26 protein-coding genes and 3 tRNA genes are annotated in these 24,694 nt (G+C 61.7%); 14 read left to right on the forward strand and 15 right to left on the reverse strand.

Annotated features, from left to right (window positions below; translation table 11 throughout):
- Positions 1-10 precede the first annotated feature (10 nt).
- Positions 11-964 carry a hypothetical protein gene (locus tag ACIPZF_RS05005; protein ID WP_400795914.1) on the forward strand — a complete coding sequence of 318 codons (954 nt, stop codon included), beginning with the start codon at positions 11-13 and terminating at the stop codon, positions 962-964.
- A gap of 28 nt (positions 965-992) precedes the next feature.
- Here ACIPZF_RS05005 and dinB read toward each other — a convergent pair whose 3' ends face one another.
- Positions 993-2,051, reverse strand: coding sequence for a DNA polymerase IV (gene dinB, locus ACIPZF_RS05010; RefSeq protein ID WP_400796107.1), 1,059 nt, complete (start codon positions 2,049-2,051; stop codon positions 993-995).
- A 219-nt stretch (positions 2,052-2,270) separates the two neighbouring features.
- Between dinB and ACIPZF_RS05015 the strand changes: the two genes are divergently transcribed.
- The 5 genes from ACIPZF_RS05015 to ACIPZF_RS05035 all read left to right on the forward strand — a co-directional run bounded on the left by ACIPZF_RS05015 (position 2,271) and on the right by ACIPZF_RS05035 (position 6,952).
- Positions 2,271-2,347, forward strand: a tRNA-Met gene (locus tag ACIPZF_RS05015).
- Between the two features lie 135 nt (positions 2,348-2,482).
- Positions 2,483-2,559, forward strand: a tRNA-Met gene (locus ACIPZF_RS05020).
- Between the two features lie 135 nt (positions 2,560-2,694).
- Positions 2,695-2,771 (forward strand) — tRNA-Met (locus tag ACIPZF_RS05025).
- Positions 2,772-3,017: 246 nt separating this feature from the next.
- Positions 3,018-5,660 (forward strand): bifunctional lysylphosphatidylglycerol flippase/synthetase MprF, encoded by a 2,643-nt coding sequence (mprF, locus tag ACIPZF_RS05030; protein WP_400795917.1) that lies wholly within the window; start codon positions 3,018-3,020, stop codon positions 5,658-5,660.
- Positions 5,660-6,952 carry a virulence factor family protein gene (locus ACIPZF_RS05035; protein WP_400795920.1) on the forward strand — a complete coding sequence of 431 codons (1,293 nt, stop codon included), beginning with the start codon at positions 5,660-5,662 and terminating at the stop codon, positions 6,950-6,952. Before mprF ends, ACIPZF_RS05035 begins: the two co-directional genes overlap by 1 nt.
- 142 nt (positions 6,953-7,094) lie before the next feature.
- On the opposite strand, the gene ACIPZF_RS05040 is transcribed toward ACIPZF_RS05035, so the two are convergent.
- Positions 7,095-9,005 carry a potassium transporter Kup gene (locus ACIPZF_RS05040; RefSeq protein ID WP_400795923.1) on the reverse strand — a complete coding sequence of 637 codons (1,911 nt, stop codon included), beginning with the start codon at positions 9,003-9,005 and terminating at the stop codon, positions 7,095-7,097.
- A gap of 236 nt (positions 9,006-9,241) precedes the next feature.
- Between ACIPZF_RS05040 and rimO the strand changes: the two genes are divergently transcribed.
- The 5 genes from rimO (at position 9,242) to tsaA (ending at position 13,137) form a co-directional block, all read left to right on the forward strand.
- Positions 9,242-10,573, forward strand: a complete 1,332-nt coding sequence (rimO, locus tag ACIPZF_RS05045; protein ID WP_400795926.1) for a 30S ribosomal protein S12 methylthiotransferase RimO — start codon at positions 9,242-9,244, stop codon at positions 10,571-10,573.
- An 89-nt stretch (positions 10,574-10,662) separates the two neighbouring features.
- Complete coding sequence (locus ACIPZF_RS05050) at positions 10,663-11,118, forward strand: GNAT family N-acetyltransferase (protein WP_400795929.1); 456 nt, start codon at positions 10,663-10,665, stop codon at positions 11,116-11,118.
- A gap of 97 nt (positions 11,119-11,215) precedes the next feature.
- Positions 11,216-11,929: an rRNA pseudouridine synthase gene (locus tag ACIPZF_RS05055; protein WP_400795931.1), complete on the forward strand. Its 714-nt coding sequence runs from the start codon at positions 11,216-11,218 to the stop codon at positions 11,927-11,929.
- A gap of 47 nt (positions 11,930-11,976) precedes the next feature.
- Positions 11,977-12,438, forward strand: coding sequence for a DUF1456 family protein (locus ACIPZF_RS05060; protein WP_400795934.1), 462 nt, complete (start codon positions 11,977-11,979; stop codon positions 12,436-12,438).
- A gap of 6 nt (positions 12,439-12,444) precedes the next feature.
- Positions 12,445-13,137, forward strand: a complete 693-nt coding sequence (gene tsaA, locus ACIPZF_RS05065; RefSeq protein WP_400795937.1) for a tRNA (N6-threonylcarbamoyladenosine(37)-N6)-methyltransferase TrmO — start codon at positions 12,445-12,447, stop codon at positions 13,135-13,137.
- Between the two features lie 65 nt (positions 13,138-13,202).
- On the opposite strand, the gene fpr is transcribed toward tsaA, so the two are convergent.
- Complete coding sequence (gene fpr / locus ACIPZF_RS05070) at positions 13,203-13,982, reverse strand: ferredoxin-NADP reductase (RefSeq protein WP_274906921.1); 780 nt, start codon at positions 13,980-13,982, stop codon at positions 13,203-13,205.
- A gap of 117 nt (positions 13,983-14,099) precedes the next feature.
- Between fpr and finR the strand changes: the two genes are divergently transcribed.
- Positions 14,100-15,026 (forward strand): LysR family transcriptional regulator FinR, encoded by a 927-nt coding sequence (gene finR / locus ACIPZF_RS05075; RefSeq protein ID WP_400795941.1) that lies wholly within the window; start codon positions 14,100-14,102, stop codon positions 15,024-15,026.
- On the opposite strand, the gene ACIPZF_RS05080 is transcribed toward finR, so the two are convergent.
- The 3 genes from ACIPZF_RS05080 to ACIPZF_RS05090 form a co-directional block, all read right to left on the reverse strand.
- The gene (locus ACIPZF_RS05080) at positions 15,023-15,385 is read right to left on the reverse strand and encodes a diacylglycerol kinase (protein ID WP_008094698.1); all 363 of its coding nucleotides are present in this window, start codon (positions 15,383-15,385) and stop codon (positions 15,023-15,025) included. The genes finR and ACIPZF_RS05080 overlap by 4 nt on opposite strands.
- A gap of 73 nt (positions 15,386-15,458) precedes the next feature.
- Positions 15,459-16,109, reverse strand: coding sequence for a response regulator transcription factor ErdR (erdR, locus tag ACIPZF_RS05085; protein ID WP_400795944.1), 651 nt, complete (start codon positions 16,107-16,109; stop codon positions 15,459-15,461).
- Between the two features lie 68 nt (positions 16,110-16,177).
- Positions 16,178-16,888 (reverse strand): tRNA-uridine aminocarboxypropyltransferase, encoded by a 711-nt coding sequence (locus tag ACIPZF_RS05090; RefSeq protein WP_400795947.1) that lies wholly within the window; start codon positions 16,886-16,888, stop codon positions 16,178-16,180.
- Positions 16,889-17,088: 200 nt separating this feature from the next.
- Between ACIPZF_RS05090 and ACIPZF_RS05095 the strand changes: the two genes are divergently transcribed.
- Complete coding sequence (locus ACIPZF_RS05095) at positions 17,089-17,508, forward strand: quorum-sensing-regulated virulence factor family protein (RefSeq protein ID WP_400795950.1); 420 nt, start codon at positions 17,089-17,091, stop codon at positions 17,506-17,508.
- Here ACIPZF_RS05095 and ACIPZF_RS05100 read toward each other — a convergent pair whose 3' ends face one another.
- Positions 17,509-17,712, reverse strand: coding sequence for a hypothetical protein (locus ACIPZF_RS05100; protein ID WP_400795952.1), 204 nt, complete (start codon positions 17,710-17,712; stop codon positions 17,509-17,511).
- 289 nt (positions 17,713-18,001) lie between these two features.
- On the opposite strand from ACIPZF_RS05100, the gene ACIPZF_RS05105 reads away from it, so the two are divergent.
- A complete protein-coding gene (locus ACIPZF_RS05105; RefSeq protein WP_400795955.1) occupies positions 18,002-19,120 on the forward strand; it encodes an LOG family protein in 1,119 nt (372 codons plus the stop codon).
- A 6-nt stretch (positions 19,121-19,126) separates the two neighbouring features.
- Here the strand turns inward: ACIPZF_RS05105 and recX are convergent, their stop codons facing one another.
- The 8 genes from recX to ACIPZF_RS05145 form a co-directional block, all read right to left on the reverse strand.
- Positions 19,127-19,594, reverse strand: a complete 468-nt coding sequence (gene recX, locus ACIPZF_RS05110) for a recombination regulator RecX (protein WP_400795958.1) — start codon at positions 19,592-19,594, stop codon at positions 19,127-19,129.
- Between the two features lie 17 nt (positions 19,595-19,611).
- Positions 19,612-20,679: a recombinase RecA gene (recA, locus tag ACIPZF_RS05115; protein WP_400795960.1), complete on the reverse strand. Its 1,068-nt coding sequence runs from the start codon at positions 20,677-20,679 to the stop codon at positions 19,612-19,614.
- A gap of 103 nt (positions 20,680-20,782) precedes the next feature.
- Positions 20,783-21,265, reverse strand: a complete 483-nt coding sequence (locus ACIPZF_RS05120; protein WP_400795963.1) for a CinA family protein — start codon at positions 21,263-21,265, stop codon at positions 20,783-20,785.
- Positions 21,266-21,565: 300 nt separating this feature from the next.
- Entirely contained in the window at positions 21,566-22,042 is a 477-nt protein-coding gene (locus tag ACIPZF_RS05125; protein ID WP_400795966.1) for a lysis system i-spanin subunit Rz, read from the reverse strand.
- Positions 22,039-22,587: a glycoside hydrolase family 19 protein gene (locus ACIPZF_RS05130; RefSeq protein ID WP_400796110.1), complete on the reverse strand. Its 549-nt coding sequence runs from the start codon at positions 22,585-22,587 to the stop codon at positions 22,039-22,041. The genes ACIPZF_RS05125 and ACIPZF_RS05130 overlap by 4 nt, the downstream gene beginning before the upstream one ends.
- A 37-nt stretch (positions 22,588-22,624) precedes the next feature.
- Positions 22,625-23,659 carry a phage late control D family protein gene (locus tag ACIPZF_RS05135; protein WP_400795969.1) on the reverse strand — a complete coding sequence of 345 codons (1,035 nt, stop codon included), beginning with the start codon at positions 23,657-23,659 and terminating at the stop codon, positions 22,625-22,627.
- 4 nt (positions 23,660-23,663) lie between these two features.
- Positions 23,664-23,870, reverse strand: a complete 207-nt coding sequence (locus tag ACIPZF_RS05140; RefSeq protein WP_400795972.1) for a tail protein X — start codon at positions 23,868-23,870, stop codon at positions 23,664-23,666.
- A complete protein-coding gene (locus ACIPZF_RS05145; RefSeq protein ID WP_400795975.1) occupies positions 23,845-24,690 on the reverse strand; it encodes a phage tail protein in 846 nt (281 codons plus the stop codon). The genes ACIPZF_RS05140 and ACIPZF_RS05145 overlap by 26 nt, the downstream gene beginning before the upstream one ends.
- Between the last annotated feature and the right edge of the window lie 4 nt (positions 24,691-24,694).

Below are 24,694 nucleotides of genomic sequence, written 5' to 3' on the forward strand. Positions count from 1 at the left end.
ACGAGTGATCATGTCCAAGCGAAGTACCTTTACCCTGGGGGGCGCCGCACTGTGCGGCGCCCTGCTCGTCAGCGGCTGCGCCAACCAGATGTCCCAGCGCAGCGAGCATGAGGAGCGCGTCGAGCGCAAGCTGCTCGAACACACCCTGCAGATCGATGTCGGCGAGCCGAAGGTGATGGAGCTGCCGCAGCGGCGTGTGCGCGTGCATGAACAGAAGCGCTTCGAAGTCACCGAGTTCGAAGTGACCCGCCGTTACGACCGCTACACGCCGTACCAACCGTGGCGGGAGGTCTACGAGATCCCGCTGGGCGCGGTGGCGGTGGTGGCCGGCGTCGGCGCCAACGTGGTCAACGTCTTCGCGCTGGGCAACCTGCCGGACAGCGTGACCCACGACTGGCTCAGCTACGGCGTGGCCGGGCTCAACCCGTTCATGAACGTGCAGTCAAACGGTCGCGCTCAGCAGAACCTGGCCGGCATCAGCGAAGTGCAGAAGGACAAGCGTGAAGAGTTCACCAACTTGCCCTGGAGCGAACGACTGGTCGAAGTCAAGGCCGGCAAGATGACTCACGACCTGACCACTGACAGGAACGGCGTGCTGCGCCTGAACCTGCTCGACAGCCCATTCTCCGAGCAGCATCTGAACCATGTCGGCACCCTGCACCTGCAGGTGGTAGACGAAGACAATGCGGTACGCGGCGATGCCAGCCTGCTGGTCAGCGCGACCCTGCGCAACAAGCTGCGGGAAGCCCATGAGCTGATTTTCGATGACCTCGAAGATGACGATGTCGGCCAATGGGTACACCGGGTCAAGCGCCTGTCGGAGCTGGGCCTGGAAGAGGAAGCCAGCGAGATGGAGCAAAGCCTGATCGAGCTGACCCGCAACGACCCGGAGCTGCAGCAGGAGTTTCTGCAGGCATTGACCAAGGCCACTGGCCGATTAGTGGCTGATCCAGGCGTGCAGTAATAAAGAGGGGCCGCACTGCGGTCCCTTTTCATTTATCCGCAAAAAGCTCCAGCTGCTCGTGCGCTCCACGCAGATCGCGCAGCCTCACCCCCACCCCGAGCAAACGCACCGGTTTGCCACCCCGAGCAAACGCCTGCTTCAGCAAATGCCGGTAGCTTTCCAAATCCCTGCCCGCCCCCGCCTGCTCCAGAGTGGTCTGGCTGAAATCGTGAAACTTGACCTTGACGAAAGGTTTGTCCGGCCGATAGCTGCTGTCCATGCGATCGATACGTTCATTCAGGCTGGCGAGCAATTCGGGCAAACGTTCAAGACAACTCGCCAGGTCCGGAAGATCGGTATCGTAGGTGTTTTCCACGCTGACCGACTGCCTGCGGCTATCGTTTTGCACCGCCCGCTCGTCGATACCCCGCGCCAGCCCCCATAACCGCTCGCCAAAACTGCCAAATTCGCGCACCAGCGCCAGCCGCGACCAGTCGCGCAGATCCAGGCAGGTGTCGATACCCAGCCGGGTGAGCTTTTCGGCCGTCACTTTGCCCACGCCATGCAGCCTGGCGACAGGCAAAGCCGAGACAAAGGCTTCCACCTGATCAGGCGTAATCACGAAGATGCCATTGGGCTTGCGCCAGTCACTGGCGATCTTGGCCAGGAACTTGTTCGGTGCCACCCCCGCCGAGACCGTGATGTGCAGGGTACGCGCCACCCGCCGGCGAATATCCTCGGCAATGCGCGTGGCACTGCCGGCAAACCATTGGCTGTCGCTAACGTCCAGATAGGCTTCATCCAACGATAAAGGCTCGATCAGTTCGGTGTAATCCCGGAAGATGCCGTGGATTTCCCGCGAAGCCTCGCGGTAGGCCTCGAAACGCGGTTTGACGATCAGCAAGTCGGGGCAGAGCTTGAGCGCATGCCGGGACGACATGGCGGAACGTACGCCATAGGCACGCGCCTCATAATTGCAGGTAGCGATCACCCCACGATGCTCCGCAGAGCCTCCCACGGCAATGGGCCGGCCCACCAGACGCGGGTCGTCACGCATCTCGATGGCTGCGTAGAAGCAATCGCAGTCGATGTGGATGATCTTGCGCAAGGACATGGATGACCGTGAGTACTGTAAATTCATACAGATAGTAACGCATGCCCCTACGCTGAAACAGTCTCTGGCCAGTGCTTGCGACATTTGGCCTGAAAGCCCCGGAACAGCTGAGCTACATGCTTTTACTCAGCCGCTAAGGGTTTGAACGAAAAAGGTTTTTTGAACGAAATGCTTGACACGGGAAATGAAATCCGTAGAATTCGATCTCACAGGCGCGGGATGGAGCAGCCTGGTAGCTCGTCGGGCTCATAACCCGAAGGTCGTCGGTTCAAATCCGGCTCCCGCAACCAGATTCGAGAAAAGGCCACTGTTAATGCAGTGGCCTTTTTCTTTGCCCTGAAAAAGGCAATGAACAAAAACTTGAGCTAAATCAATAAGTAATAGTTGACAGCAAACGCTTACGCTGTAGAATTCGATCCCACAGGCGCGGGATGGAGCAGCCTGGTAGCTCGTCGGGCTCATAACCCGAAGGTCGTCGGTTCAAATCCGGCTCCCGCAACCAGATTCGAGAAAAAGGCCACTGTTAACGCAGTGGCCTTTTTCTTTGGGCTTGAAAAAGGCTCGAGCAAAAATAGTTGCACGATCAACAGTTAGTGCTTGACCACTCAGCGTGAAGCTGTAGAATGCGCCCCTCTGACGCGGGATGGAGCAGCCTGGTAGCTCGTCGGGCTCATAACCCGAAGGTCGTCGGTTCAAATCCGGCTCCCGCAACCATATTCGTCAGAACAAACCCCGCCTGTGTAACAGCAGCGCGGGGTTTGTTGCATTTCGTCGACTGAAAACCTTTGATGCATTCAGCCTACCCCGCGCTTGAGATCTCGCCCTCTGGATGAACTATCTTTAACCGTGCCGGACGACTGAAAGTCATGTTGCCCGGAGTAATATCTGGATACGTTTCCAAAGGGACTTTCACTTGGCCGCACCTTCCCCTCACCTCGCGCTCAAAGCCCGGGGTAACTCATGACTTCCCAGAACCCAGCCCCCCAGGAGCCACTCGCCTCGGCATTGCCTGTAGCTGCGCAGCGTCTGCCCTGGCTGGAGCGTCTGAGCCGCTATCGCCAACCCATCGGCCTCGGCGTGACCCTGGTGCTGTTCGCCATGGCCCTGATTGCCTGCCGTCATTTACTGAGCGAGCTGGACATCTATGCGCTGCACGATGCCATGCTCAGCGTGCCAGCCCAATCCCTCATCGGCGCCTTGCTGGCGACGGTCGTCGGGTTTGTGATCCTGCTCGGTTACGAATGGTCGGCCAGCCGCTATGCCGCGGTGAAGTTGCCTGCCCGAACGCTACTGCTCGGTGGCTTCAGCGCGTTCGCCATCGGTAACGCCATCGGCCTGTCCATGCTTTCTGGGGGCTCGGTGCGGTATCGCCTGTACGCTCGTCAAGGGCTGGGCGCCGCCGAAGTCGCGCGCATGACAGTGTTTGCCAGCCTGTCACTGGGTTGCGCCCTCCCCCCGCTGGCTGCCCTGGCCACATTGAGCAGCCTGCCGGCCGCAGCGGCGGCCTTGCGCATGCCCGCAAACGTGCTGGCGGGGATCGCCATTACCGTGCTGGTCCTGTCGGCCGTGCTGGTGATCGGGCTGTATCGCCGACGTTTGCCAGAGCAGCCATTGACCGACAGCCTGCTGGTGCAGATCGGTCGCCGTACCTTGCGCCTGCCCGGCGCGCCGCTGACAGCACTGCAACTGGTGATCACCGCGCTGGACGTTGCCGCCGCCGCAACCGTGCTCTATCTCCTACTGCCAGAAGCCCCGCCGTTCGGCGCGTTCATCCTGGTCTACCTGCTGGCGCTGGCCGCAGGAGTGCTCAGCCATGTGCCAGGCGGGGTCGGGGTTTTTGAAGCGATCTTGCTGGCCGCCTTCGCTGACCAACTGGGTGCTGCGCCCCTGGCCGCCGCCTTGCTGCTGTACCGCTTGATCTACGTGGTACTGCCATTGCTGCTGGCCTGCGTGCTGCTGCTGGGCAACGAGGCCAAGCGCCTGCTATTCGCACAGCAGGCGATCAAGGCCGCCTCCGGTCTGGCCGCTCCGATATTGGCGATCCTGGTATTTCTCTCCGGTGTGGTGCTGCTGTTCTCGGGCGCTACACCCGAAATCGATACACGTCTTGAACACATGGGTTTCCTTGTGCCGCACCGCCTGATCGATGCCTCGCACTTCGGTGCCAGCCTGATTGGCGTGTTGTGCCTGTTGCTCGCTCAAGGTCTGCGCCGCCGGCTTTCCGCAGCCTGGCTGCTGACCACCGTGCTGTTGCTGGTGGGCGCGTTGCTATCGTTGCTCAAAGGGTTCGACTGGGAAGAGGCCAGCCTGCTGATCTGCACTGCCGCCCTGCTCGCGTTGTTCCGCCGTTCGTTCTATCGGCCAAGCCGCCTGCTGGAGTTGCCGTTCTCACCGGTGTACCTGGTAGCCAGCGCCTGCGTGGTCGGCGCTTCGGTCTGGCTGCTGCTGTTTGCCTACCAGGACGTGCCCTACAGCCACCAGCTGTGGTGGCAATTCACCCTCGACGCCGATGCCCCCCGCGGCCTGCGCGCAGCCATGGGCAGCGCAGTGCTGTTGGTGATCGTCGCCCTCACCTGGCTGCTGCGTACCGCCCGCCCGGTCATCCATCTGCCCGACGACGAAGAACTGCAGCGCGCCAACCGCATCCTGCTGGCCTCCGAGCAACCCGACGGGGGTCTTGCCCTGACCGGTGACAAGGCGCTGCTGTTCCACCCCAGCGACAACGCTTTCCTCATGTATGCCCGCCGGGGCCGCAGCCTGGTGGCGCTGTACGACCCGATCGGCCCGGCTCAGGAACGCGCCGAGATGATCTGGCAGTTCCGTGACCTGTGCGACTTGCACCACGCCCGCCCGGTCTTCTACCAGGTGCGCGCGGAAAACCTGCCGTTCTACATGGACATCGGCCTGACCGCCCTCAAGCTCGGCGAAGAAGCCCGGGTCGACCTGCGCCGCTTCGACCTCGAAGCCAAGGGCAAGGAAATGAAAGACCTGCGCTACACCTGGAACCGTGGCGGGCGCGATGGCCTGAGCCTGGAGATCCACCAACCAGGCGAGGCACCCTTGGCCGAGCTCAAGGAAATATCCGACGCCTGGCTGGGCGGTAAAAACGTGCGAGAAAAAGGCTTTTCTCTCGGGCGCTTCAGCCCTGAGTACTTGCAGCACTTCCGCATTGCCCTGATCCGTTTCCAGGGCCGGCCGGTGGCGTTTGCCAACCTGCTGGAAACCCACGGCAACGAGTTGGCCAGCCTCGACCTGATGCGCGCCCACCCCGAGGCGCCGAAGCTGACCATGGAATTCATGATGATCGGCCTGATCCTTCATTACAAAAGCCGTGACTACGGGCGCTTCAGCCTGGGTATGGTCCCGCTTTCCGGCCTGCAGCCACGGCGTGGCGCACCGTTGACCCAACGCCTGGGCTCCATGGTGTTCCGCCGCGGCGAACAGCTTTACAACTTCCAGGGCCTGCGGCGCTTCAAGGACAAGTTCCAGCCGGACTGGGAACCTCGTTACATGGCCGTGCCAGCCGGGCTCGACCCGCTGGTGGCACTGGCCGACACCGCCGCCCTGATTGCAGGCGGCCTGACTGGATTGGTGAAACGTTGATGATCCGACGCTATTGGCAGTACATCTTGATCCCCTTGCTGGTGGCCGCCCTCGCCGGTGCCGCTGCCTTCTGGCTGTGGACACGCCCGGCCCCCGACGCTCGCCTGGAGCAACTGAGCCTCAATGACATCAGCGTCACCCGTGTCACCCCTGGCGTGCACGCCAAGGCCCGGGTCGCCATCGGCGTGCCCCAGGACCAGGCCCTTACCGACAAGCAGCTATTGGACCTGAGCCAGGCTGGCGAGGCGCAACTGGTGCAGGTCGTCCTGCCGACAGGCGACTGCAGCAAGCAGCAACAGGCAATGGACCAGGCGCTGAGCCAACTGGCCGAAAAACCGACCCTGGTCGCCGGTATTGGCCCAGGCGCTGCCCAAGCCTGGCGCTGGCTGGCCGCGCAGACGGACGACAAGGCCCGCGCCATCTCGGTCGACTTCAACGTCGAGCAACCTGGGTGCGTCGCCGCCCTGCCGAAAACTGCCGCCCATGGCCACTGGAACGTCGCCTGGAACGACAACCCGGATGACGCCAGCGCCGCCTTCGTGCGCGACCAGGCCAATGCCGAAACCAGCATCAGCGACTACGACATCCACCTGCCGCAAGTGCTCAAGGCGCAGCTGACCCAAGCCCTGGTGGGACGCGATGGCAACGCGCTGGCCATCCCCGTGGTGGAAGTGCCCGCCGGGCAAACCACTGACACCGTGACCCTGTTCCTCTCCGGTGACGGCGGCTGGCGCGACCTGGACCGCGACGTGGCGGGTGAAATGGCCAAGCTCGGTTATCCGGTCGTCGGCATCGATACCCTGCGGTACTACTGGCAGCACAAGACCCCCGAGCAAAGCGCCGCCGACCTGTCGGAGTTGATGCAACACTACCGTCAGAAATGGGGCACCAAACGCTTCGTGCTGACCGGTTATTCGTTCGGTGCCGACGTGCTGCCGGCGATTTACAACCGCCTGCCGGCCGAAGACCAGCAGCGTATCGACGCCGTGATGCTGCTGGCCTTCGCCCGCAGTGGCAGCTTCGAAATCGAAGTCGAGGGCTGGCTGGGCAAGGAAGGGCAGGAAGCGCCGACCGGGCCGGAAATGGCCAAACTCCCGGCGTCCAAGGTGGTGTGCGTGTATGGCCTGGAAGAGGCCGACGAAAGCGGCTGTACCGACAAGACTGCCGTGGGTGAGCGTATGAAGCTGCCCGGTGGGCACCACTTCGACGAGAACTACCCGGCGTTGGCCAAACGTTTGATTGGGGAGATCGAGACTCGCCAGGGCAAGTCCAGCGTGGCCGAGCAGAATTGAGTTGAACCAGGGGCCGCTTTGCGGCCCATTCGCGGGCGGTCCGACGTCTCGGCAAGCCCGCTCCCACAGGTTTAAGCGATGCTTCAAAACTTTGTGGGAGCGGGCTTGCCCCGCGAATGGCTGCAAAGCAGCCTAAGCTCAGTCAGATCTCGACCTGCGTACCCAACTCGATCACCCGATTCAGCGGCAAGTTGAAGAAGCGCAGGTTACCGTTGGCATTCTTCAGCAAGAAGGCAAACAGGTTGCCCCGCCAGCGCGACATGCCTTCAAGACGCGTCGCGATCACCGTTTCACGGCTGAGGAAGTAGGTCGTGCGCATCGGGCTGAAATCCAGCTCGTCCAGATGGCACAACTTCAGCGCCGCCGGCACGTCGGGTTCATCCATGAAGCCGAAATGCAGCAATACGCGGAAAAAGCCATCACCAAAGGCCTCCACCTCGAAGCGCTCCTGCTCCGGCACCCGCGGCTGGTCCTCACTGACTACGGTCAACAGCACCACCTGGCTGTGCAGTACCTGGTTATGCAACATGTTGTGAAGCAGCGCGTGGGGCACTGCATTCGGTCGCGCGGTAAGAAACACGGCGGTACCTTCGACCCGGTGCGGCGGCTGCAGGTGGATGCTGCTGATGAACAGGTCCAACGGCAGCCCGCCCTCATCGATACGCTCGACGAGGATCTGCTTGCCACGCTTCCAGGTACTCATCAGCAGGAACAGCACGCCGCCTGCCAGCACCGGGAACGCCCCGCCTTGGACGATTTTCGGCACGTTGGCGGCGAAGAACAGCCCATCGACAAAAAGAAAGCCCAGCAGGATCGGCACCGCCAGCACCGGCGGCCACTTCCACAACAGCAGCATCACCGAGGCCACCAGAATGGTGGTCATCAGCATGGTGCCGGTCACCGCCACGCCATAAGCCGCAGCCAGCGCACCGGAAGACTCGAAGCCGATCACCAGCAACACCACACCGACCATCAGGGTCCAGTTCACTGCTGCGATGTAGATCTGCCCCTGCTCGTCGCTGGAAGTGTGCTGGATCTGCATCCGTGGGATGTAACCGAGTTGGATGGCCTGGCGAGTCAAAGAGAAGGCCCCCGAGATTACCGCCTGCGAGGCAATCACCGTGGCCATGGTCGCCAGCCCCACCAGCGGCAGCAGCGCCCAAGCAGGCGCCAGCAGGTAGAACGGGTTGCGCGCAGCATCCGGGTTTTGCAGCAGGATCGCGCCCTGGCCGAAATAGTTGAGCACCAACGCCGGCAGCACCAGGGCGAACCAGGCGCGGGCGATCGGCTTGCGCCCGAAGTGCCCCATGTCTGCATACAGCGCCTCGGCCCCGGTCAAGGCCAGCACCACCGCCCCCAGGATCGCTACGCCCATGCCTGGGTGAACGATGAAGAAGTTCACCGCCCAGCCCGGGTTGAACGCCTTGAGCACTTCCGGGCTCTGCGAGATGCCATGCACGCCCAGCGCGCCAAGCACCACGAACCAGGTGACCATGATCGGGCCGAACAGCTTGCCGATCTTCTCGGTGCCGTGCTTCTGCACCAGGAACAGCGCCACCAGAACCACCAGCGAAATCGGCACCACCCAGTGGTCGATACCCTCGAACGCCAGGCCCATGCCTTCCACCGCCGACAACACCGATACCGCCGGGGTGATCATGCTGTCACCGTAGAACAGCGAAGCACCGATCAGCCCGCAGATCACCATCAACGTGCGCAGGCGCGGATAGGCCGCTGTTGCCCGTCGCGCCAGCGCGGTCAAGGCCATGGTGCCGCCTTCGCCCTGGTTGTCGGCGCGCAGGATGAACATCACGTACTTGAACGAAACCACCCACAGCAGCGACCAGAGGATCAGCGAAAGGATCCCCAGCACCCCATCATGGTTGACCGGTACCCCATAACCGCCAGTAAAGACTTCCTTGAGGGTATACAACGGGCTGGTCCCGATATCCCCATAGACCACCCCGACAGCTGCCACCAGCAGGCCCAGCGACCGTGCCGCGCCTTGCTTGCCCGCCTGTCCGCCTTCGGTGTGACTGCTTGCCTGAACCATCGACCACTCCCGCAAACGGCCATCGAGGCCGGTAAAATTCACACGCGCGCCAGGGCATCACTGACCCACTGACGCAACGGCGCGAAGCATAGCGTAGCGTTCGTCGCATTTGTGCTGGTCAAGCGACCGTGCGCTCGCTAGAATTGCGCACTTTTTGATCAGAGGCGCCAAAAAGCGCCCGTCAAGACCGCCGCCGTTTCCGGCCGTGCGGCCTGCATTCAATACCGAGGTTAGTCATGTCCACCACTCCCGCCACCCCCAAGGTAGGATTCGTCAGCCTGGGCTGCCCAAAAGCCCTGGTCGATTCCGAGCGCATTCTGACCCAGCTGCGCATGGAAGGTTATGAAGTCGTGCCCACCTACGAGGACGCCGACGTGGTGGTGGTCAACACCTGCGGCTTCATCGACAGCGCCAAGGCCGAGTCGCTGGAAGTGATCGGCGAAGCGATCAAGGAAAACGGCAAGGTCATCGTCACCGGCTGCATGGGTGTCGAGGAAGGCAGCATTCGTGACGTGCACCCAAGCGTGCTGTCGGTCACCGGCCCCCAGCAGTACGAGCAGGTGGTCAACGCCGTGCACGAAGTGGTGCCGCCGCGCCAGGACCACAACCCGCTGATCGACCTGGTGCCACCGCAGGGCGTCAAGCTGACCCCACGCCACTACGCCTATCTGAAGATTTCCGAAGGCTGCAACCATAGCTGCAGCTTCTGCATCATCCCGTCGATGCGCGGCAAGCTGGTCAGCCGCCCGGTCGGTGAAGTGCTGAGCGAGGCCGAGCGCCTGGTCAAGGCCGGCGTCAAGGAGATCCTGGTGATCTCCCAGGACACCAGCGCCTACGGGGTCGACGTCAAGTACAAGACCGATTTCTGGAACGGCCGCCCGGTCAAGACCCGCATGCTCGAACTGTGCGAGGCGCTGAGCAGCCTGGGCGCCTGGGTGCGCCTGCATTACGTCTACCCGTACCCGAACGTCGACGACGTGATCCCGCTGATGGCCGCCGGCAAGATCCTGCCGTACCTGGACATCCCGTTCCAGCACGCCAGCCCGAAAGTGCTCAAGTCGATGAAGCGCCCGGCCTTTGAAGACCGCACCCTGGCGCGCATCAAGAACTGGCGCGAGCAATGCCCGGAGCTGGTGATCCGCTCGACCTTCATCGTCGGCTTCCCAGGCGAAACCGAAGAAGACTTCCAGTACTTGCTGGACTGGCTGACCGAAGCTCAGCTCGACCGCGTCGGCTGCTTCCAGTACTCGCCGGTCGAAGGCGCTCCGGCCAACGACCTGGGCCTGGAAGAAGTGCCAGATGACGTCAAGCAGGAACGCTGGGACCGCTTCATGGTCCACCAGCAGGCGATCAGCACCGCGCGCCTGCAGCTGCGCATCGGCAAGGAAATCGAAGTGCTCATCGACGAAGTCGAAGAACAAGGCTCGGTAGGCCGCAGCTTCTTCGACGCGCCAGAAATCGACGGCAGCGTGTTCATCGATGGCGACCACGGCTTCAAGCCGGGTGACAAGGTCCGTTGCCGGGTTGTCGATGCCGACGAGTACGACATGTGGGCCGAGCCTGTCTGAGGCCTGGAATGACATGATCAAGCCCCGCTCACAGGCGGGGCTTTTTTTTGCATCTATGGTTTCCTCAACGACCATCGAGGAACACCGGCATGCATTCGGCATTGACGCTGCAAACGCCACACCTGAGCGATTACCCAGCGCTGGCCCAGGTCTGGGAAGACTCGGTGCGCGCCACGCACGACTTCCTGCCTGACGCTTACATCACGCTGCTGCGTGAGCATGTACTACACAAATACCTCGACGCGGTCATGCTGGTCTGCTGCAAGGACCGTCAGCACATCTGCGGCTTCGCCGGGGTCGCCAATGGCCGCGTGGACATGCTGTTCGTTGCACCCCAGTACCGTGGTCGTGGTGTCGGCAAGCGTCTGCTGCGCTATGCCATCGATGAGCTCAATGCCCAATACCTGGATGTAAACGAGCAAAACCCGCAAGCCCTGGGCTTCTACCTGCACGAAGGTTTCGAAGTGATCGGCCGCTCGGAAACCGATGGCTTGGGGCAGCCTTATCCATTGCTGCACATGAAGCTAATTCCTACAGCACTTTAGGAAGCCTCTGAAATGGCACATTTGACGTAGATTTACCTCATGAATTGCGTACGGGCAGGTACAATGTAAGACTTTTCCTGCCTTGCGAATTACCCCCATGTCCGAACCCATCCGCCTGTCCAAACGCCTCATCGAGCAGCTCGGCTGCTCCCGCCGTGAGGCCGAGCTGTATATCGAAGGGGGCTGGGTGACGGTCGATGGCGTGGTGGTCGAGCAGCCACAGTTCAAGGTCGAACAGCAGGCCGTCGAGCTGTTGCCCGGTGCCCGCGCCGAAGCGCTGGAGCCGGTTACTTTGTTACTCAACCAGCCAACCGGCGTCCATATAGACAGCGCCCGCGACAGCATGAACATGGGCAACCTCAGCGAAGCGCACCGTGAAGGTGTGCGGCCGCTGCACGGGCATTTCGCGCGACTGACCTGCGCTGCACCGCTGGAGCGCGGTGCCAGCGGCCTGCAGGTGTTCACCCAGGACTGGCGGGTGACCCGCAAGATCGACGCCGACCTGCGCCGCATGGAGCAGGAATACATCATCGAAGTGCGCGGCGAGACCACGCCGCAGGCGCTGGAGCGCTTGGCGCGTGGTACGGCGGCGCGCAATGACCGGGAACTGCCCAAGGCCAAGGCCAGCTGGCAGAACGAAACCCACCTGCGCCTGGCGCTGAAAAACCCCCAACCTGGGCAGATTTCCGAGATATGCGCCTATCTGCGCCTGGAAATCCGCAGCATGCGCCGCATCCGCCTTGGCGGCGTGTCCATGGGCAAGCTGCCCCTGGGCCAGTGGCGCTATCTGGCCGGCACCGAACGTTTTTAAGCAATGCGCCACGCCACGGCGTGGCATCTGAACAGGATTTTGCAGCAATGAACCACAATGATGTCCTGCGCAGCCTGCGCTACATGCTCAAGGTGAACGACGCCAAGATGGCCGAGATCATCGCGCTGTCGGGCCTGGAAGTTAACCCGGTGGTGCTCGCCACTTACCTCAAGAAAGAAGAAGAACCCGGCTTCGTGCGTTGCCCCGAGCGGGTCATGGCGCACTTTCTCGACGGCCTGGTCACCCACCGCCGTGGCAAGGATGAAAGCCGCCCGGCGCAGCCTGTCGAGCTGCCAGTGACCAACAACACGGTGCTTAAGAAATTGCGCGTGGCCTTCGAGCTCAAGGAAGACGACCTGCATGCGATCCTCAAATCGGTCAATTTCCCGGTGTCCAAGCCAGAGCTCAGCGCGCTGTTCCGCAAGGTTGGCCACGACAACTACCGGCCTTGCGGCGACCAGCTGCTGCGCAACTTCCTCAAGGGCCTGACCCTGCGCGTGCGCGGCTGATTGGCCATGCAGCATACGGTTTCCCCCGTCGGCATCGTGCGCTCCTGCTTCAAGGAAAAATTCGCGATTCCGCGCCAGCCCCAACTGGCACCGGCTGCGCGCGGGGTACTGGAGCTGCTGCCGCCGTTCGACCAAGGCGATGCCGTGGCGGGGCTGGAGCAGGTCAGCCACGTGTGGCTGCTGTTCCTGTTCCACCAGGCCCTGGAAGACAAACCCCGCTTGAAAGTGCGCCCGCCACGCCTGGGTGGTAACAAGAGCATGGGCGTGTTCGCCACGCGCGCGACGCATAGGCCTAATGGTATCGGTCAGTCAGTGGTACGGCTGGAGGGCGTGGAGCCGGGGCGGCTGCTGCTGTCCGGGATCGACCTGCTCGATGGCACGCCGGTATTGGATATCAAGCCCTACGTACCCTATGCCGACAGCATCCCTGGGGCGAGCAACATGATGGCCAGTGATGCGCCCGAAGCCATAGCTGTCCAGTGGGGCGAAAGCGCCCTGCCCCAGGCCCGCGAACACGCGTTACGACTGGGCGAGCCATTGGTGGAGCTGATCGAGCAGTGCCTGGCACAGGACCCGCGGCCCGCCTACCAGGTACCGCCCCCAGAACGGGTATACGGGGTGAAGTTCTGGGATGTGCAGGTCCGCTGGCATTACCCGCAACCTGACATGATTCGGGTACTTGAGGTCGTCGGCGACTGACGACACCGGAATCGTAGGTAAAAAAAAACGCAGACCAGAGTCTGCGTTTTTTTTGCGCGTTCGCCTTATTTCTCGACGAAGGCACGCTCGATCAAGTAGTCACCCGGCTCGCGCATGCGGGCGGAGACTTTCAGGCCGAAGCTGTCGAGCACTTCGCTGGTCTCGTCGAGCATGCTTGGGCTGCCGCAAATCATCGCGCGGTCATCCTGCGGGTTGATCGGTGGCAGGCCAATGTCGCTGAACAGCTTGCCGCTGCGCATCAGATCGGTCAGGCGGCCTTGGTTCTCGAACGGCTCACGGGTCACGGTCGGGTAGTAGATCAGCTTGTCACGCACCGCCTCACCGAAGAACTCGTTCTGCGGCAGATGCTCGGTGATGAACTCGCGGTAGGCCACTTCGTTCACATAACGCACGCCGTGCACCAGGATCACTTTCTCGAAACGCTCGTAGGTTTCCGGGTCCTGGATGACGCTCATGAACGGCGCCAGGCCAGTGCCGGTGCTCAGCAGGTACAAGTGCTTGCCCGGGTTCAGGTCATCGAGCACCAGCGTGCCTGTAGGCTTCTTGCTGATGATGATCTCGTCACCTTCCTTCAAGTGCTGCAACTGGGAAGTCAGCGGGCCGTCCGGCACCTTGATGCTGAAGAACTCCAGGTGCTCTTCCCAGTTCGGCGAGGCGATGGAATAGGCGCGCATGAGCGGGCGACCGGTCTCCTGCTGCAGGCCGATCATCACGAACTGACCGTTCTCGAAGCGCAGGCCCGGGTCGCGGGTGCACTTGAAGCTGAACAGAGTGTCATTCCAGTGATGCACACTGAGGACACGTTCGTGGTTCATGTTGCTCATCGATGGGGCTCCTGAAGAAAACGCAGCGCGCACAGCGCACAGTTGCGCGATAGTTTAGGGGCAGCGACAATATCTGTTAACTGAATTATCAAGATATGTGTTATCGGTTATATAGATATGCGATTCACACTTCGTCAACTACAGGTCTTCGTCGCCGTAGCCCAGCATCAGAGCGTCTCGCGGGCCGCCAGCCTGCTGGCCCTGTCGCAGTCGGCCGCCAGCACGTCCATCACTGAACTGGAGCGGCAATCGAGCTGCCAGCTGTTCGATCGTGCGGGCAAGCGCCTGGCCCTCAATGCCTTGGGCCATCAATTGTTGCCGCAAGCCGTTGCGCTGCTCGACCAGGCCAAGGAAATCGAAGACCTGCTCAATGGCAAATCCGGTTTTGGCTCGCTGGCCGTGGGCGCCACGCTGACCATTGGCAACTATCTGGCCACCCTGCTGATCGGCAGCTTCATGCAGGTGCACCCGGAAAGCCAGGTCAAGCTGCACGTGCAGAACACTGCACATATCGTGCATCAGGTCGCGCAGTACGAAATTGATCTGGGTCTAATCGAAGGCGACTGCAACCACCCGGATCTTGAGGTGCAGCCTTGGGTCGAGGACGAGTTGGTGGTGTTCTGCGCGCCTCAGCACCCACTGGCCAAGCTCGGCCGTGCGGATATCGAAAGCCTGTCGCAGGAAGCCTGGATTCTGCGTGAGCAAGGCTCAGGCACTCGCCTGACCTTCGACCAGGCCATGCGGCACCATCGCGCCAACCTGAACATTCGCCTGGAGCTGGAGCACACCGAAGCGATCAAACGTGCCGTGGAGTCCGGCCTGGGCATCGGCTGCATCTCCCGCCTGGCACTGCGTGATGCATTCCGCCGTGGCAGCCTGGTGCCGGTCGAGACGCCGGAGCTGGACCTGATGCGCCAGTTCTACTTCATATGGCATAAACAGAAATACCAGACCTCGGCCATGCGCGAGTTTCTGGAACTGTGCCGCAACTTCACTGCGGGCGTAACCCGCAGCGATGAGATCGTCCTGCCGCCGATTGCCTAAAGCAGAATCACACCCCAGACCAGCGCCACCATGGTCAATGCCACCAATTGTGCGGCGCTGCCCATGTCCTTGGCGTTTTTCGACAGTGGGTGGCGTTCCAGCGAAATGCGGTCGATGGCCGCCTCCACCGCCGAGTTGAACAGCTCGACAATCAGGCCGAGCAGGCATACAGCGATCATGATGGCCCGCTCCGCACGGCTGACCGGCAGCCAGAATGCGATCGGGATCAACAGTACGTTGAGCAATACCAGTTGACGGAAGGCAGCCTCGCCCTTGAAGGCGGCGCGCAGGCCGTCCAGCGAATAGCCAGCGGCATTGAAGATACGTTTGAGGCCGGTCTGGCCTTTGAATGGCGACATGCGTGTCACTTCACCGATGAAAGGCCAGCAGACTAGTTGAAAACGCATCAAAAAAGCGTGAAGACGCAGATAGTTAGCTGCTCGCAACCGATTCAAGTTGTTGCAGCAGCAAAGCCGCCTGGGTACGCGTGCGTACGCCCAGCTTGCGAAAGATCGCGGTGACATGGGCCTTGATGGTCGCTTCCGACACATTCAGCTCATAGGCGATCTGCTTGTTCAGCAAGCCTTCACAGACCATGGTCAGCACGCGGAACTGCTGGGGCGTGAGGCTGGCCAGGCCTTCGCTGGCGGCTTTGGCTTCGGCCGAGACATCGACTTTCTCGAACGCCTGCGGCGGCCACCAGACCTCGCCATCGAGGACCTTGCGCACCGCATCCTGAATCACTTCCAGGCCGCTGGACTTGGGGATGAAACCACTGGCGCCAAATTCGCGGGACTTGACCACCACGGCCGCCTCTTCCTGGGCCGACACCATCACCACCGGGATCTGCGGGTACTGGCCGCGCAGCAGCACCAGCCCGGAGAAGCCGTAGGCACCCGGCATGTTCAGGTCCAGCAGGACCAGGTCCCAATCGGCTTTTTCGCTCAGCCGGGTTTCCAGCTCGGCGATACTGGCGACCTCGACCAAGCGCACATCCGCGCCCAGGCCAAGGGTCACGGCCTGGCGCAAAGCGCTGCGGAACAGCGGGTGGTCATCGGCAATCAGGATTTCGTAAGTGGCCATCGATCTGTGGATCCTGTTCAGTGGCAAGCGCTTCATTATGAACCAAAGCAGGGCTTGTGCCCCTTGGACTATAGGAAGGTATGCAAACGCTGGTGGGTATCGTCCTGCTCGTCCAGCGGCAGGCGACGCTTGCCACTGAGGTAATGCAGGCTGAACACATCCAGGTAGGCATCCAGCGCCTGCGAGGCCTGGCTATCGCCCGCAAGATCCAGGCACATGGCGGCAACCTCTGCGGTACAGAAATGATCGTCGCGTTTGGAGCGGCGCAAGCGATAGCGCGACATCTGCTCAGCCTGCAGGCTCAGCACCGGGAAGCGCTCCAGGTATGGGCTCTTGCGAAACATCTTTCTGGCTTCGGTCCAGGTCGCATCCAGCAGGATGAATAACGGGCGCTTGCCCGGCTCGCGTACGACTTCGCTGACTACCCGCTCCTGGGCGACGAATTCGCCCGGGAAGACGATATACGGCTGCCATTGCGGGTCTTCCAGCAACGCCAGCAAGCGTTCGTCCACCGAGGTGCGCAACCAGCCGAAGGCCGACGTGTCTTCGATCAGGTCGGCGATCAGCCAGCCGGTATTGGTCGGCTTCAGTGGCTCGGTATCGTGCATCAACAGGCATACGCCAGAGTCTGCGTGTACACGAGGCTTCCATGCGCACAGGCAATGGGTGGCGATGACCCGGCAGTCGGCGCAGCGCTCGGCGCGCGAACCACGGGCGATGAACGGCTTGATGCTGCGAGCCAGGCGTTCGGCGCGCAGGCGCGCTACCGCATGGCTCATGCGGGCAAACCTCGGGATTGGGTGTGACTGGACACTGCGATAACTCGGAGCAAGCAAAACGCCAGTCTACCAGAGCTGACATCATTTGCCGTGCAGGCGCACAGGGTGGTCCCTTATAATCTGCGCTTTGGCGGCCGGTTTCATGGAACGCCAGCCGTCAGCGCATGTCAAAGCGCCAGTCATCGAACCAGGAGAGATTCATGCTGCGTCTTATCGTCCCGACCCTGAGCCTGTTGCTCACCCTGCCCCTGGCAGCTCAAGCGGCCTCCAAGCAGGAGTTCGAGCTGAACAAGATGCTGCAGAAGGTCGCCAAGGAAAGCAGCGTCGGCACGCCACGTGCGATCAATGACGACATCCTCGACCAAGGCTACACCGCCGAGGGCAAGGCCTTGGTCAACCACCTGAGCGTGCGCCCGGAACATGCGGCACGCATGCAGTCAAACCCTGAGCAGGTGCGCAGCCAGTTGGGTGATAGCGTATGCCGTAACAGCGGTTACCGTAACCTGATGTCCAAAGGCGCCGTGATGGTTTACCGCTTTACCGTCTACAAGACCAATGAGCCCGTCATGGACCAGGCCTTCGACGCTGCCAGCTGCACCGCCGGCAACAAGAAAAAATGATCAGCTGACCCGCTCATCCTCCGCGCGCCGCGGTTCTTCGTCGGCGCGCATCTCCGCCAGCAACGCGTTCAGGTAGGGTGACTGGCACTCAAGCGCCGTCAACCGACGACGGCACTCTTCCTCCAGGCTCACATGGTGAACCTGGGCCGCATTTTCCAGCTGCTGATACAGCTGCCGGTCTACTTCGATGACCAAGCGATGCATACCTCAACCTCCTGCATCGACACGTTTCGCTTGTCCAGTTAACCAAACCCGCACCATCAATGGCCATACGCCGACGAGTGGCCATGCAGATCCCGTCGGCATGAATGGGAGCGAGGGTCTAGATTGATAGCGAGTACCAACAAAACAAAAAACTGCATCACGGCCTTGAAGGCCTACTGCAATGCTCGAGGTGCACACTCGAGCCAGAGCAGCCAGCGACGCACGTAGTGTCGCGGCCGAGCCAGGCCATCGGCTCGGTCAGAGGTTTTGCTGCAGAAGGAGACGTTGAATGCCTTACCAACCGAATGAGTCTTTATTCAATCACTTCAGGGACAGCGGTATCGACCTGAGCAAGATCGACCAGCAACTACAACTGGTCGCACCAAACAGCCCTAACTTGCCGCTTTACCGCGACATGATGTTGACCATCTTGCGCATGGCTCACGATGACAGTGATCGGTGGAGTGCCAAAATCACCCTGCAAGCCCTACGCGAACTGGATCACTCGTTCCGTACCTTGCAGCGTTACAAAGGCCGCCGCAAAGTTACTGTGTTCGGCTCCGCGCGCACACCACTGGAACACCCGATGTATGCGTTGGCCCGTGAGCTGGGTGCGACGCTGGCACGTTCCGATCTCATGGTCATTACCGGTGCCGGCGGCGGCATCATGGCGGCGGCGCATGAAGGTGCTGGCAGCGATCACAGCCTGGGGTTCAACATCACCCTGCCTTTCGAACAGCATGCCAACCCCACGGTGGACGGCACCGACAAGTTGCTGCCCTTCCACTTCTTCTTCATTCGCAAGCTGTTTTTCGTCAAGGAAGCGGACGGCCTAGTGCTCTGCCCGGGTGGTTTCGGCACGCTGGATGAGGCGCTGGAAGTGCTGACACTGATCCAAACAGGTAAAAGCCCGCTGGTACCGGTAGTCTTGCTGGACTCACCCGGTGGCGCCTTCTGGAGTGATTGCCTGAAATTCATCAGCACGCAGCTGGAGGAGAATCGCTATATCTTGCCCACTGACCTCAAACTGGTGCGCCTGGTACACAGCGCCGACGAGGCCGTGGAAGAGATCAACCAGTTCTACAGCAATTATCACTCCAGCCGCTGGCTGAAGAACCAGTTCGTGATACGCATGCACCATCGGCTCAGCGATGCCGCAGTGCAAGAGATCGAAGACGTATTTGCCGATTTGCGCCTGAGTGGCAAGTATCACCAGCATGCCGACAGTGGCGTGGAACATGAAACAGGCAATTACAGCCACCTGACCCGTTTGACCTTTGCCTTCAATGGCCGTGATCAGGGGCGCCTGCGGGAGCTGGTGGACTTTATCAACCTGCCGGAAAACTGGGCCAAGCCACAGCCGATGCATACAACGCAAAGAGCTCGCGAAGCATTGAAGGTCAGTTAGCTGTGCTCAATCGTACAAGTCCCGGCCGCTTAGCAGGCGGCCGATCATGTCCATGGGGAAGCCACGATAAGCTAGAAAGCGGGTCTGCTGGGCACGGCTGCGGGGGTCATGTGGACGCTCCCCTGCATATTTGCGCTGCCAGGCTTCCTGCAATCGCTCCGCCCAATCAACACCACTTTCACGCAATGCCTGGTCGATATCGCCACGATTCAAACCACGCTGTCCCAACTCCTCACGAATGCGAGCAGGGCCGTAACCAGCGTTGGATCGGTATCGAATAAAGCTTTCCAGATAGCGGGCTTCGCTAAGCAACCCTTCTTCGGCGAGCCGATCGAGCGCAGGCTCGATCAGTTCATCCGGGGCGCCGCGCTGACGCAGTTTACGCGTCAGCTCCACGCGACCATGCTCGCGTCGCGCAAGCAGGTCCATGGCTGTCCGTCGAACGGCGACGGGGGTGTCGAGTACAACGGACATAAGCGATCAGGCAGCTATCAATAACCGGCGTCGGCGTCAGCCACGTCGTCGGCGTTGGCGTCGGCAGCAGCAGCCTTGCCAGCTTCGGCTACAGCGCCCGCCTTGAGCAGTTTCTCGCGGATCTGCTTCTCGATCTCGGCACCGATCGCAGGGTTCTCGTGCAGATACTTGGCAGCGTTTGCCTTGCCCTGACCGATCTTGTTGCCTTGGTAGGCGTACCAAGCACCCGACTTCTCGACCAAGCCTTGAGACACGCCCAAGTCGATGATTTCACCGTTGCGGTAGATACCCTTGCCATAGAGGATCTGGAACTCGGCCTGACGGAATGGCGGCGAAACCTTGTTCTTGACGATTTTGACGCGGGTTTCGCTGCCAACCACCTCGTCGCCTTCCTTGACCGCGCCGGTACGGCGGATGTCCAGGCGCACCGAGGCGTAAAACTTCAAGGCGTTACCACCGGTGGTGGTTTCCGGGCTGCCGAACATCACGCCGATCTTCATACGGATCTGGTTGATGAAGATGACCAGGCAGTTGGCGTTCTTGATGTTACCGGTGATCTTGCGCAGCGCCTGAGACATCAGACGGGCCTGCAGGCCAACGTGCATGTCACCCATTTCGCCTTCGATTTCAGCCTTGGGTACCAGGGCTGCCACGGAGTCGACGATGATCACGTCAACCGCGTTGGAACGCACCAGCATGTCGGTGATTTCCAGGGCCTGCTCGCCGGTATCCGGCTGCGAAACCAGCAGGTCGTCGACGTTGACGCCCAGCTTGCCGGCATACTCCGGGTCAAGCGCGTGCTCGGCGTCGACGAAGGCGCAGGTGGCGCCGGCCTTCTGGGCTTCGGCGATGACAGACAGGGTCAGCGTGGTTTTACCCGACGATTCCGGGCCGTAGATCTCGACGATACGGCCTTTTGGCAGGCCGCCGATGCCGAGCGCGATGTCCAGGCCCAGCGAGCCGGTGGAAATCGCCGGGATGCCGGTACGCTCATGATCGCCCATGCGCATGACCGCGCCCTTGCCGAATTGGCGTTCGATCTGACCCAGGGCCGCAGCCAAGGCGCGCTTCTTGTTGTCGTCCATTGAAATCCTCACGTGTTCGACTTGGCCCTGATGGCCGGAATACCTGTATAAGTAGCCAGTATTATTCCACAGGGAAGCGCTTGAGCAAACCCCTGTCGTCGAATTACTCGGCGCCAAGCTGTAACAAGCCGTCTAACGCGGCGATCACCGTCTGTCGGCGCACCGCTTCGCGGTCGCCATCGAAGTGGCGGCGCTCGCTGATCACATGTGCGCCATCAGCCCAGGCCAGCCAGACGGTGCCTACCGGTTTGGCCGGCGAACCTCCATCTGGCCCGGCTACACCGCTCACGGCAACGGCAAAGCGCGCGCCGCTGGCAACCTGGGCGCCACGGGCCATGGCTTCGACCACCTCCTGGCTGACGGCGCCGACTTGGCCGAACAGGGTTTCAGAAATCCCAAGCTGCCGGGTTTTCTGGGCGTTGGAATAGGTCACGTAACCGGCCTCGAACCAGGCCGAACTGCCGGGCACACGGGTGATGGCCTCGGCAATGCCCCCGCCGGTGCAGGATTCGGCGGTGGTGACGTGGGCATGGAGACGGCGCAGGTGCTCGCCCAGGCGGGTGGAAAGAACGGTGATCGGGTCCATGGTCGGTTCCTTGGCGTGAGGGGGACACCGTAGCATTCGAAGGGGTGTATACGAAGTGCATGGCTTGAGTTTTTGGTTGCTCTTGAGACCGAGCGCCGCCCGCGCGGCGCATCGCGGATGAATCCGCTCCCACATTTGTGAACTGCGCCCCACCAGTCTTCGGTCATGCGCCAAGGCGGGCAACCATGGCATCACTGGAACGGTACGTTGCAACAGATGTAGGAGCGGATTCATCCGCGACGCGCCGCGCGGGCGGCGCTCGATCTCAAGAACGCTGCAAAACCTTCGACAAGCGCCCCCTCAGCGCCGCAACCCCCGCACATAATCCTGACAAGCCCGCAGCGCCATCAACCCCCGGTCCCCTTCATCGGTGATGGCGATAATTCGTCCAGCATGCGCCGGCTCAAGTCGGGCGCGTACGGTTGCATGATCCACGCCGCCGGCGCTGGCGGCGGCAGGCACTGCGGTGCAGGCGCTGTCGCGTTCGACCAGGACCGACAGGCGCAGATCGGCAGTAGCGAGGCGATCACGCAGGCGAGCTTGAGCCTGTTGCGCATCGGTAAGCTCCTTGAAGTGTCGGCTTTCACTTTCCTCCAGGCGCTGCTGCACGGCCTGCCGCTGCTCGCGCTCAGCCAGCAGCCGCGCGGCCGTGGCATCGGCCTGGGCTTGCGCTTGTTGCGCCAGTTGCCGTTCATAGCGCCAGCCCTGGACCTGCCAGGCCAATGTCACGAACAACAGCAACAAGAACGAACCAAGCCCCAGCTGCCATCGGCTCAACACAGCACCTCACGCGCCCGCATCCAAAGCTTCAAGCGATCCTCCAGCCCGTTCAAGCCGCCATTGATATGACGGGTGATGCGGTTGAACTCGCCGCGATCGGCCAACGCATTCAACCCGCGCGAATGCCAGAACCACGCCGCCGATTCACACGCCCAGCGTGGCTGTTCGAGCAATTGCGGCTGAGCCAGCAGGCGCTCGTCACCAAACAGCGCGCGGCTGCAGGATTGGTAATTATTGCGGCCGGTGACCTGAATCAAGCCACGACCACAGTACAACTGACCATCACCGTCGGCCTGCGGGGTGTTACCCAGCCGCAGGGCAAGGCTGCCGGTATCATAACGTGCCAAATAACGTTCATTGCCCAACTCCTTCACGTAGCGAAACTGGCCTGACTCATGACCCACCTGGGCCAGAAAGGCCGCCACACGCCTGGGACTGTCGATTTCCCAACGTGGCAGCGTGACATTCAGCGCCGAAAGAAAAACGCCCGCGACAGGGCGGGCGTTGGGCAGGATCTGTAGCAGTTGTGGCTCTGTGAGCATGTCGGTTTCCTTCCTTGCGTCCTGGATATCAGCTGCCTCAAGCCTTGATCGCAGCTCCCCGTCGTGATGCAGCACCCTTGGCCTGCACCTTGCCCGCCTTGCCGCCATTGCCTTGCACCGTGGTACGCCAGCCAGAGCTGGTGAACACCTGCTCTACAGAGTCAATCTGGTACTGGCCATCGAGTCCGTCGACAAAACCGTGCAGTTCGATGGCGCGTTCGGCGAACAGGTCGGTACGCCCAGGCAAGTCGAGGCGCACATTGGCGGTCGCGCGGTTGAAGCTGGCCAGACGCGCCTTGGCCGCCTGCTCGGCGGCGGTGCGATCAGGATAGAGATGACGATCGGTATGCACCGGGCGGCCCTCCTCAGCCGCTTCGTCGCTTTCCAACTCGACCGTTTTCAGTTCACCGCCGGCACTGTCCTGATAGCGAGTGCGCACGGCCTTGCGCGCGGCCTTGTCATCCAGGCGAAAGTGCCATTGGCTAACGTCGCTGCGGGCAATCCTGACCACGTCCAGTGGCTGGCCGCTAGCGCTGTGCCCCGCCTGGCGCGGTAGCACCAGCAGCTGGCCGTTGGCGAGCTTGGCGGTGCAGTCGTACTGGCGAGCCAGGCGGGTGATGAAATTGAAGTCCGACTCGTTGTACTGATCGACCCGCGGCACCTGGCTGGTCACCGGGCAGATCGCCTGCCAGCCATTGCGCGCGCCGATTTCGGCGACGATGCTTTGCAATGTCACCCCCTCCCAGCTGCCACTGCGAATGGTCCTGCCGCTGCCACGCAAATCGCTGGCTTTGCCGCGTATCACCAAGGTATCGGGCGGGCCAGACAGCTCTACCTCATCCACCGTGTAACGCCCCAGCAGGGTCAGCGGTTGCCCGGCGTAGCCCAGATGCACCTCGATCACCGCGCCTCGGGAAGGCAGTGCAACGGTGCCGTTGCGGGCGTCGATGCGCAGTTCGAAATCATCGGACTCCATGCCAGGCTTGTCGGTGGTGCGCAGCAGCAGCAAGCGCTCGTTGATCAGTGCCGTGATGTCCTGACCATCGGCCTGGATACGAAATTGCGGTTGCATGGCGTCAGCTCCACAGCTGCACGGTGCTGTCCGCAGCCACTGATAGTTCAGGCAAGCGAATGATCACGCCGCTGCGAAACGGCTGGCGCTCATCGGCCAGCCCTTGATTGGCTTGCAGTACAGCCTCGACGCTGCCGTCGAGGTGCCCGTAATAGTGATGACAAAGGGTGTCGAGCAGATCGCCCTCAGATGTTCTGCAGATCTTGCCCATAGCTGACGAACTCCAGTGTGAAGCCTTGTTTGCGAGGAATGCCGCCGGCGAGGAACGCGCCCTGTTCTTCCTCGATGTTGGTCAGGCACCAGGTGCCGAGGACTTCGCCGTAACCTGTGGTCAGCGACAGCGGCAGCAGGTTACGGCCGATGTTGCGCAGCGCCTGCAACTGGCCGAGGCCGCCTTTGAAGTTAGGAAAGATCGCACCACGAATGCTGATGCTCTCCTCGCCCAGGCTGACCGCCTGCTGCGCGCTATCGCGGCTCAGCCGCTCCTGGCCGGCCCAGCGAAAGCGGGTTTGCCGGCGCAACTGGTCGAAGGCGGCGGTATCGAGGTTGAAGTAATACGGTGGCGCATTGGCCTTGAGTGGTTGCAACACCAGCAGATGCGGGAACGGTTTGATCGCCTCTGCCGCGGGTGTCGCCTCGGGTGCAAAACCAAAGGTCGACAGCACGCCGCTGGCTACCGCACGTGCATCGCCGATCACTCGGCGGATTGCCGCGCCAGCCTTGCCCAGGTGTTCATCGAAGGCGTCGACCTGATCGCGCACCTTGCGCACCACGTCGACGGTGCGGTCGTATTTGCCGATGACCTTGTCGACGCGCTGCCTGGCCGAGTCGATGGCGCGCATGGTGCGTTGCAGGCGCTTGCCAATGTCGGGGCCGATCCATGGCAAGGCTTCGAGTTCGGCGGCTGCCTCCTTGGCATGGCCGACTGCCTGGGTCATCGGGTCGAGCATGGCGTCGGCACGCCGACGCCCCTCCTCACCCGCCCTGACCAAGGCATGCAGCCCGCCTTGGAGCTGTTCCAGGTAGGTCATGGAC

Origin of the sequence: Pseudomonas sp. NPDC089752, assembly GCF_044748725.1 — a bacterium.
Lineage (GTDB): Bacteria > Pseudomonadota > Gammaproteobacteria > Pseudomonadales > Pseudomonadaceae > Aquipseudomonas.